The organism is Azonexus sp. (assembly GCF_030824335.1).
In the GTDB taxonomy this organism is placed as follows: Bacteria; Pseudomonadota; Gammaproteobacteria; order Burkholderiales; family Rhodocyclaceae; genus Azonexus.
This window is the reverse complement of the sequence record NZ_JAVBXX010000033.1, coordinates 25,103-34,736: the sequence shown is the minus strand read 5'-3', so window position 1 is coordinate 34,736 and position 9,634 is coordinate 25,103. Positions and strand designations below refer to the sequence as shown.

The 9,634-nt window shown below is 57.2% G+C and carries 11 protein-coding genes; all 11 read right to left on the bottom strand.

Annotation, left to right across the window (positions count from 1 at the left end; translation table 11 throughout):
* Nucleotides 1-115 precede the first annotated feature (115 nt).
* Complete coding sequence (locus tag RCI20_RS15545) at nucleotides 116-907, bottom strand: TniQ family protein (protein ID WP_306607089.1); 792 nt, start codon at nucleotides 905-907, stop codon at nucleotides 116-118.
* 3 nt (nucleotides 908-910) lie between these two features.
* Nucleotides 911-1,807 (bottom strand): TniB family NTP-binding protein, encoded by an 897-nt coding sequence (locus RCI20_RS15540; RefSeq protein ID WP_306607087.1) that lies wholly within the window; start codon nucleotides 1,805-1,807, stop codon nucleotides 911-913.
* Nucleotides 1,800-3,680 carry a Mu transposase C-terminal domain-containing protein gene (locus RCI20_RS15535; protein WP_306607085.1) on the bottom strand — a complete coding sequence of 627 codons (1,881 nt, stop codon included), beginning with the start codon at nucleotides 3,678-3,680 and terminating at the stop codon, nucleotides 1,800-1,802. Before RCI20_RS15535 ends, RCI20_RS15540 begins: the two co-directional genes overlap by 8 nt.
* Nucleotides 3,677-4,324 (bottom strand): TnsA endonuclease N-terminal domain-containing protein, encoded by a 648-nt coding sequence (locus RCI20_RS15530; RefSeq protein ID WP_306607083.1) that lies wholly within the window; start codon nucleotides 4,322-4,324, stop codon nucleotides 3,677-3,679. Before RCI20_RS15530 ends, RCI20_RS15535 begins: the two co-directional genes overlap by 4 nt.
* A gap of 135 nt (nucleotides 4,325-4,459) precedes the next feature.
* Nucleotides 4,460-4,987, bottom strand: a complete 528-nt coding sequence (locus tag RCI20_RS15525) for a YMGG-like glycine zipper-containing protein (protein WP_306607081.1) — start codon at nucleotides 4,985-4,987, stop codon at nucleotides 4,460-4,462.
* A 12-nt stretch (nucleotides 4,988-4,999) separates the two neighbouring features.
* Nucleotides 5,000-5,341 carry a hypothetical protein gene (locus RCI20_RS15520; RefSeq protein WP_306607079.1) on the bottom strand — a complete coding sequence of 114 codons (342 nt, stop codon included), beginning with the start codon at nucleotides 5,339-5,341 and terminating at the stop codon, nucleotides 5,000-5,002.
* A 90-nt stretch (nucleotides 5,342-5,431) separates the two neighbouring features.
* A complete protein-coding gene (locus RCI20_RS15515; RefSeq protein WP_306607077.1) occupies nucleotides 5,432-5,761 on the bottom strand; it encodes a hypothetical protein in 330 nt (109 codons plus the stop codon).
* A gap of 7 nt (nucleotides 5,762-5,768) precedes the next feature.
* A complete protein-coding gene (locus tag RCI20_RS15510; RefSeq protein ID WP_306607075.1) occupies nucleotides 5,769-7,064 on the bottom strand; it encodes an acetyl-CoA hydrolase/transferase family protein in 1,296 nt (431 codons plus the stop codon).
* 99 nt (nucleotides 7,065-7,163) lie between these two features.
* Nucleotides 7,164-8,306, bottom strand: coding sequence for a class I SAM-dependent RNA methyltransferase (locus RCI20_RS15505; RefSeq protein WP_306607073.1), 1,143 nt, complete (start codon nucleotides 8,304-8,306; stop codon nucleotides 7,164-7,166).
* Between the two features lies 1 nt (nucleotide 8,307).
* Nucleotides 8,308-8,724 (bottom strand): CopD family protein, encoded by a 417-nt coding sequence (locus RCI20_RS15500; protein ID WP_306607072.1) that lies wholly within the window; start codon nucleotides 8,722-8,724, stop codon nucleotides 8,308-8,310.
* Nucleotides 8,712-9,614, bottom strand: a complete 903-nt coding sequence (locus RCI20_RS15495) for an SDR family oxidoreductase (RefSeq protein ID WP_306607091.1) — start codon at nucleotides 9,612-9,614, stop codon at nucleotides 8,712-8,714. The genes RCI20_RS15500 and RCI20_RS15495 overlap by 13 nt, the downstream gene beginning before the upstream one ends.
* Nucleotides 9,615-9,634: the final 20 nt, after the last annotated feature.

Below are 9,634 nucleotides of genomic sequence, written 5' to 3'. Positions count from 1 at the left end.
GCCGCCGGCGCCGACTTGGCTTCTGGATTTCCATCGAAAGTGTCCACCATCGTTTTTAAGGGGACACGATCTTCGCGGTCTAGCGCGTCAATTTACAGATGAGTTTGCCGGGCGCTTACATTGGCGGCGCATCGCAGCCAATGCATCCGGCGATGTGGCGACGCAACCTATCAGCGTTCTGTCGCATCACCATAATCCGCGTCATTTGATGCAAAACGGCAAAGAAGCCCAGATCGAAATGTTCATTTTTACCGGTCGGTAGTAAAAGCGAGCGCAACATTTCGTGGAATAGACCTCCAATTTCCGGTGAAAAAAATACCGGCGCCACCCTATCCGCACTCCGAAAATCAAACCCGCAGGAATGGCATACATACAGTGGCCTAGCATCCTTCAATTCCCTCCCAAAGTCGCCACGATAAATCACAACAGGCGACCCGCACGCTGGACATGCATCATGTAATTCCACCTGATGTTCTGGGCAGTAGGTAAACAGCGCCACTCGCCATTGCTTGCGGAAATACGGGATCGTGTCTTTTGCCAGGCATTCAGGACAGAACTGCTGCCCAAATGCCTTATGCCGCATGCCATAGTTACGTATCGGCAAAATCCATCGAAGCTGCCCGACGGCCTGACGATGGGGATAGAGAATCCCACCGTAGGTCACCAATGCCGTTTGGAACACATCCTCATCGCTGCTCCCCGTATGCTGACAGAGGGCCTCAATCAACCACCGAGGCGGGTTGCGATCAATATCCCGATTCCACGGAGACAACTCATTGCCAAACAGCATCCAGGACAAGGTCTGCAGCTTGATTGCATTGGCTTCCGCCACGCGCACGATCCACGACGACAGTAGTTCATCCGGCAAGGGCTTCGGATGAGCCGGCCACACCTTGCCGGACAGCATGGCTCACAAGCCTTCGGGCTGCAGCCTTCGTTTTGACGGCGCAGCCCAATCGATGGATTCCAGCACATTGCGGTCGATCGCCTCCTTGCCAGAGCTCACCGCATGCACGGCGGCGGCCACCAGCAGATCGGAGATTTCTCCCAGAAAACCTTCGCTCATCGCATAAATACGGTCCGCCAGCGCAGGATCATGGAGATACGACGGATTGCGTAGCGGAATCATCCGCTCGAAAGTCATCAGCAGCCGGATATAGTCGTCGTCGTTTTTCCAGCGAGGCAGAACCGCATGCTCGAAACGGTTGGCCAACTGCAAATCCGTTTGGATCGCTCGAAATGCATCGCGTGTCCCGACACCGACGATGGGAATTTCCAGCTCGTTCCCCAAAAACTTGATCACGTTCAGAAAAATCTTCTGGCGGGTCAGATTGCCGGCGAGGATATGATGAATCTCGTCGATCACCAGCATACGCAAACCAACGGCACGCATCAGTTTGATTGCCTGAAACTGTTTGCGATCAGTCCGATCACTCGGCTTGTAGGGCGCAAAGAGGAGTTCGAGGATGGCGTTGTAGAAACGACCTTCGTCAGGGACAGGCGGTGCCTGCACGAACAACACCGGCACCGTCACGTTGCCGCCTTCCACGTTGTCGTCCGGGGGATGCTTGGCGCAAAAGCGTTTCACCACCATGGTTTTGCCGTTGTTGGTATCCCCGACAACGAGCAGATTCGGCATCCGGTGCGACTTGGGATGTGTCAATAACGAATCCAGCCGATCAAGGACATCTTTTGCCTTGTCATAGCCAATCCATCGCGGAGAGCGAATGTAGGCAATACGCTCTGCATCCGGCCGCAGCAGATAGGCAGCAGCCTTTTCGGACAAGTGAGCGGTGGCGTCAGACATCTTGCAGGTCGTCCGCATCATCATAGGGCTTCAGGTCGCGGCGTGGCGGCGGTAAAGGCGGTAGCCTGTCTTCAACTGCTACCGGCTGGCGTGGCACATGCGCACCCGCCTTCGCCACACCGACGCGCTTGCGCTCGTTGTTCCGTCGGGTCTTCTTGGTGACTTTTTTGGCCTGCTCTTCAATCTCCTGCATCCTGTCATAGGCCGCAAAGATCCGATTCTCATCGACCGGCACGGTCGGTTGCTCCTCCAGGACTCGCCTTTCAGCAGCGCGCAGCTCCCAGATGCTGATCGCCGGATGGGACGTGTTTCGGTAAGGGATCGCAAAGTACTGACGAATTTCCGGATCGTAGAACCAAATCACGCTGATATCTCGCGGGTCCCGGCGACACAGAAACTTCCTTTTGATCTTCGGCTGATCGGGATCGGGTTCATTCACCCAACGCCGAAGCACGTCGTGCTGGTATTCGATGTGGTCCCAGACGATGCCGTAGTGCTGCACTGTCCGGGTTTCAAAGGGTATCAAATCCAACTTCAATTTGATATCGTCACTGATGCGCTCCGGTAGCCCGATCCCTGGTTGCTTCTTCGTTCCCAGAATCCCTTGCTGCCATTTGGCAATCGGCGACATACCCAGCGATGAATGCGGTCGTTGGTGATAGACATTGACGCAAAGATGCGTGAACCATCGCTCAAATTCCTTGAGACTCATCGTTGCCTCGCCATCGGAATCGTACTTTCCGCGTTCCGTTGTGTTGGAAAACGTCGTTCCTGGCAGGCTATGAATTTCCTCGTTGAGCGTTCCCAACAAGCGTTCGATATGGGCGCCATAGCGCGGTTTTGCTACAGGCCGCCACTCGATATTCACGCCGTACTCCTGGCAGGCGATCTTGAGCATGTTGCCGCGAAACTCCTTAGCATTGTCAGCATGGATGGTTCGAGGCAGTCCCCAGCAGGGCCATTTGGCATCAATACCCAGGTTGATCAGCCAACTCTCCTTGGGAAGAATGGCATGTGTCAGCGCCAGTCCCAACGACAGATTCCCCGGTGGGTCAAAGGAAATGTAGTAGCCAAGAATCATGCGCGTATAGACGTCGATCAGAAGCGTCAGCCAGGGGCGTCCAATAGGCAAGCGATGGATGTCATCGACCAGAATCGAATCGACTGGTGTGTGATCGACCTGCACCACCGCCAGCGGCTGCTCCGCACCAGGAAACTTGCCACGGAGTAGCAAGTGCTCGGCCTCGGCTGCCTTCGCGCCTTCGCGAGCTTTGGTTGTCTTGTACGAATCAAGGCGTTTGATTCGATTCCGAATCGTATTGGGATGCGGCGGCTTGAGCTGTGCGCGCTTGCACAGCTTATCGATTTCCCGGCTAATCTTCGCCGGGGACAATTTCTGATTGGTCAGGTATTTCGAATCGAGTACGTCCTTGATGATTTGCTCGACCGGCTCGGACAACAGGATTTTCCCGGCATCGACACGGCGACGGCGCAAAAATACCGAAATCCGGCCATCTTTCTCGTACTGGCGAATCCACCGATAGATCGATGCGTAGTGAACCTTGCACACCTCCGCGCGTGCAGCCACGTCATCGATGGTCCGGTTGGGCAGATCCAGCAGGGGTTGGATGATGCCGTAAATTCGCATCGCTTCTTGCCAATCCTTCTCGGGCACCACTGCCAAATCATGCTGAGGAACAGGCGGTTCCTCGTGGCCCGAAGCAAGATCGACAATTGCCACTTGCGAAAGCTTGCCGCTGTCGGCGTCGCGGATAACAACAGTCGTAAAATCGTGCGACTCCTGACTAATGACGTACGGTTTCCCTTGGTAAAAAACCGTCGCGCCGTAATTGAGGGCGAGTGGCTTAGTCATGCGAATCTCCTGATCGGAGAAGCCATGGTCAGCGTTTGCTGAAGATCGGCATGGAGTCGCCAGTTGGCGATCAAATACCAAATCGCTGGCAGATACTCGGCCTGTTGCCACGGATCGTCAGACAAATCCTGAAGGAGCTGTTCAACGCTCGCCTCCCCCAATCGCTCGGAGGCATGCAACACTGCCTCAATCGACGCCTTCGGAATTGTCCGGTTTCGATAGCCCAACAGGAAGCGGACGTTTGTCAGATAGGGCGTTCGTATTTCCACATCTGACACCAGATGGAATACCCAACCCTGCTTCCGAGCGTATCGGATGCCCTGCCGAAACTTGGAGCGCAGCTCGTCCCAATGCGCACGTAAATCGTCTCTGCACTTCACCTCGTATAGCCAAGGCGGACGTTTCAATTCATCGCAAAACTCGACGCGCACATCCGGGCGGTAGTAGCGCGGCTTTCCCTGCGCATCCTTCCATTCAATTTTGACCGGCTGAACTTCGTACCTTGCCACCTCTGGCGAGAACTCCAGGAGCGCAATAAAGTCTCTCTCTAATGGAGATTCGAATTGAGCTTCTCCTATCGCCTTGGTTTGTGCGGCGATACCCGTAACGTTTCGGTAGTTCTTCGGAATCTTTCGAACTGGCATTTACGTGAACTGCACAGAGGGATGTGAACATCAAACCAGAAGCATCTATTGATGTTCACAGTAGCCGTTATCTGTGTAATTTCAAGTAAAAACAGGCCGTCAAAAGCATTCAGCTTTGTAATTGATACGCCTGATTTAGCGCACGCCGGGCGGCGGTGCTGGCGGCCGGCCGGATGGGGGCGCCGGAATACCGGCTTCCTCTGCCTTAACCGGCTTTGAATAGCTGACATTGCCAGGCACCGGTACGCGATGTCCTTTGGCGTACATGCACTGGATATACGCATTGTCGTACTGGCGCTGGGTGCCGATGCCGGAACTCCTCCCCGCATCGCTACCGACAGCGCTCCCGGCCAGCAGACCAACCCCGGCACCCACAGCAGCGCCCCGGCTATTGCCGCCGATTGCTGCACCCGCCAAGCCACCGATAACCGTACCGACAACAGCACTGCTCAACGCCGATTCGCGCTGTGCCGAACCAGCTGCCTTGCCACCAATCAGATACATCGCATCATCACGGCACCATGCCTCATCGGCCCGAAATCGTTCGATACTCACACCACTCCCCGGTAGCACCATGACGCTCGGTCCGGTCGGAATGACTGTGCAAGCACCCAGCGCGAACAGAGCGGACAACAGGACGAAGGGGAGACGATACTGGCGCATGGCAGACACCTCTTATTTTTCAGGCTGAGGAAGGACGGGCAACCAGCCCTCGGCACAGTCGGCAACCGCGGGATAGTAGGCCCGCGCACTCTTGCAGTAGTACCAGTAATCGGCCGTCGTTGCGGCCGGCGGTGGCGCCACCTGTTCAATATAAACTGGCGGAAGAGGTGCTGGTGGCGCAATCAAAACCGGCGGAGGATAGTAAACGGGCGGCGGAAACCAGAACGGTGACCAAACCGGGCCAATAACCACACCAACATGGGTCCGCGGTCGATGTGGCGAATGCGCCCAAGCACTTTGAACCGTAATGATGCCCAGACAAATTACAACAGCGAAAACTTGATTGCGCTTCATGTCACCCCCAATCCTTACACTGCAAGCTTAGTCCACTGCCGCCCGAAGCGGCAGTGGAAAGTTGCTACAGCTTGTAAGCAACGCGGGAAATCAACAATCGTCGCGCTCGATCAACTCTGCACGCTTGCGCCTCAGACCTTCCGGCATTTTCAGCGTAGACCGATCCCAACCTTCAATGGTGAGCACTCGGTCCATGCAATCTTCCATGATGGCGTGTGCTCGCGCAGTGGCTTCGGCGATTGTCTGATGCACGGCCAGATCGTTGCCCGGCTCAAGCACACAAGCGTTCTGATAGCGGAACAGTTCGCGCAGGCTGCGCAATTGCACGGCAACCTGTCCGGGGCAGGCGCACATGTAAATGGTCGCCTCCTCGACAATCTGCTCCACTTCCTGATCGGAAAATCGCTTCTGCAGGTTCATCAACACCTCACAATAGATTCATCTTTCTCGCTGCTTCACGCAGTTCACCGCGAAAGTCCGGGTGGGCGATGGCAATCAGGGCTTCGCAACGCTGCTTGGCACTCTTCCCACGCAACTGCGCAACGCCATGTTCAGTCACGACATAGTTGATGTCGTTCTTGCTGGTCGACACATGGGTACCCGGCGTCAAAGTCGGCACGATACGGGAGATCGTGTCGTCCTTGGCGGTCGACGGCAGCACGATGAAGGCCTTGCCACCGTTGGAACGATTGGCGGCGCGCACGAAGTCGGCCTGACCGCCGGTCCCTGAATAGGGCTTGGCACCGAGGCTTTCCGAACCACATTGGCCAAGGAAATCGATCTGCATCGTGGCGTTGATGCAGTGCAGGTTATCGTTCTGACCTGCCAGATATGGGTCGTTGGTGAAGTCGACCGGATGCATTTCCAGTGCCGGGTTGCGATGCATGAAGTCGTACAGCTTCTTCGAGCCGAGGGCGAAAGTCGCCAGCATCTTGCCACGGTGGTAGTTCTTCTTGCGGTTATTGACCACGCCGGCTTCAACCAGCGTCATGATGCCATCGCCGACCATTTCGGTATGGATACCGAGATCGTGCTTGTTGGTCAGCTGCATGACCACCGCGTCGGGAATGCCGCCGTAGCCGATCTGCAGCGTGGCGCCGTTCGGGATCATGTCGGCAACATAACTGCCGATGGCTTCCTGCACCGGTCCAATTTTCGGCAAACCAACTTCCATCAGCGGATCGCTGCTCTCGGTCAATGCCGCGACCTGGGAAATGTGGATATGGCAATCGCCGTTGGCGAAGGGGACGTTCGGATTGACTTCGAGAACGACAACGCGCGCCTTTTCAATCGCCGCCATCGTGTAATCCGGGGCCAGCGACAGCGAGAAATAGCCGTGCTCATCCATCGGCGAAGCCATGCTGAACACCACTTCGGATGGGGTCAGGCCGCGCTTGATCAGCATCGGCAGTTCAGAGAAATAGGCCGGCACGAAATCAACCCAGCCTTCCTGACCGCCCGGACGCGTTGCCCCGCCAAAGAAATAGGCGCTGTGCCGCACATGCTCGGTCGTCGTCGGATCGAGATAGCCATACTTGCGCAGCGGCAGAATCTGCGAAATCTTGATGTCGCGGTAATTACGGCGGACATCTGACAGGGCATTCAACAAACTGGGGGGCTCACCAACGCCGGTCGGTATGACGATGGTGTCGCCATCCTGCAGGACATGAATGGCGTCTGCCGCCGACATGCGTTTTTGTTGGTAGAGGGACTGTACGGACATGCGGTTCTCCTGAGCTTTTTTATTGGAAATGATGATCGCACGGCATTGTCTGCGGAAAATCGAGCCGAATCAAATGCCAACGCTTGTGCAACGCAGCAATCAGACCTTGCGATTGCTCCCGGCCACCATGCGGATTTCGAACAGCCGGCATTCCAGCGGCCCGTTGAACAAGGGCGTCTTGCGGCTGGGCTTCAGACCCAGGCCTTTGGGCAGCGTCAGATCGGCAGTAAAGAAGAAACAGTTCCAGCCGGCCCAGTGGCGCTTCAAGGCCGAGCCCAGTTGCGGGTAGAAAGCCGACAGTTGATCCTGTTCGCCGATGCGCTCGCCGTAGGGCGGGTTGGCAATCAAGATTCCATGTTCGTTGAGCGGTGCGATTTCCAGCACATCACCCTGGTCGACCGTAACAATATTGTCGAAACCGGCTTCCTGCAGATTGCGCCGCGTCGCACGGACGGCCTTGTCGTCGATATCCCAGCCACGAATGTCCATGCGCTCGGCCGGTTTGACGCGGGCTTCGGCGGCGGCACGGATGGTCGCCCAGGTCAGCGCCTCGAATTTTTTCAGCAGTTCGAAGGCGAATCCACGGTCGAGACCGGGGGCACGGTCGAGCGCCATCTGCACGGCTTCGAGCAGGAAGGTGCCGCTGCCGCACATCGGATCAATCAGCGGCGTACCGGGCTGCCAGCCGCTCAGCTTGAGGATGCCGGCCGCCAGGTTCTCCTTCAGCGGCGCATCCACGCTGGCCTTGCGGAAACCGCGTTGCCACAAAGGTTGACCGGAAGTATCGAGGTACAGCGTGCACTGGTTCTCGGTCAGAAAGACATGCACGCTGACATCCGGGTTACGCGTCTCGATATTCGGCCGTTCGCCGAAATCCTCGCGGAAGCGGTCACAGACGGCGTCCTTGACGCGCAGCGTGACGAAATCGAGTGACTTCAGCGGACACTTGATCGCCGTCGTCACCACCCGCATCGTCCGCGACACGGCGAAATGGTTCGGCCACAACTGACGCACCGCCAGGCGATAGATATCGTCCTCGGAGGCGTACGGCCCGGTGACGATATGCCACAGAATGCGGGTGGCGATCCGGGATTCCAGATTGGCCTTGTAGCAAACCGCCCAGTCGCCGGAAAAATGTACGCCGCCATGCGTTGACCGCAAGTCTTCGGCCCCAATGGCACGCAATTCGTCAGCCAGGACTTCTTCGAGCCCGCGCGGGCAGATGGCAAAATATTTGTTCATGTCAGAATGGTTTCAGGACAACAAGGAAAAGTACGATCAGCAAAACGATGACCGGCACTTCGTTAAAAAAGCGGAACCAGATGTGCGACTTGGTGCAGCGGCCATTTTCGAAGCTTTTGAGCAGTTGACCGCAATACACATGATAAGCCGCCAGACCGGCCACCAAGGTGGTCTTGGCGTGCAGCCAACCGCCGGTGAACCCGTAGGCGAACCACAGCAACAAGCCGGAACCCACCGCCAGCACGCCGAGCGGCGTCATGAACTTGTACAGTTTGCGCGCCATCAGCAATAGACGCTCGCGCTCGGCCACGCTATCGGCCGGCACCATCGCCAGATTGACGTAAATTCGCGGCAGGTAAAACAAACCGGCAAACCAGGAAATGACCATCCAGATATGCAGGGTTTTCACGACGAGCATGCACTTCTCCTTGCGATGGCCTCGGCAATGCCGGCATCCACGGTCGGATAGGCGAGGCGCAGTTTCAATTCGTTTGTCAGGCGTTGGTTGCCGATGCGTCGCGATTCGCGCATGAAGGACAATTGCATCGGCGACACGGCGCCGGCCAAGTCATCCCGGGCCAGACGCGGTGGGCGCGGCAAGGCAAAGGCATCAGCTACGCGGTCGAAATAATCGGCCATTTTCAGATCCGACGCGTCGACCACGTTGTAAATCCGGTTCGCCGCCCCGCGCCGCATCGCGGCGATGCAGGCCGCCGCCAGATCATCGGCATGAATGTGATTGGTGAATACATCATCGCGGTCAACCAGCGCCGGCAGGCCTTTTTGCAGGCGTTCGAGCGGCAAGCGATCGGCCGCGTAAATGCCGGGCGCACGCAGAATGGAAACGCACACACCCTGCCGGGCACCCCAGGCGCGCAAACAGTTTTCGGCATCAACCCGGCGCAGTGCACGCGGGTTATCCGGATTCAGCGGCCGCGTTTCGTCGATAAGGGCACCGGCACAATCCCCGTAAACCCCTGTCGTGCTTACGTAAATCAGCCGGCGTGGTAGACTTTTCGACTTGCCCAGTGCAGCAAGCAAATGCCGGGTCCGCGTATCGGTCAGACCACTGGCCGGTGGCGGTGCCAAATGCAGGATGATGTCGGCCAGACCAGCCAGCCGGTTCAGGCTGTGCCGGTCATCCAGATCACCCGGCACCGGTATCGCGCCGGCCTGACGCCAGGCGGCATGGCGCGAAGGATCGCGCAACAAGGCATGAACACGGATGTGTCCGCAACTGCGCGGGGCAAGGTGGGTAAGGATGCGGCGGGCGACGTCCCCGCTGCCGACAATCAGGATTTTTTGCACGTTGGCATTGTAGCCGACGA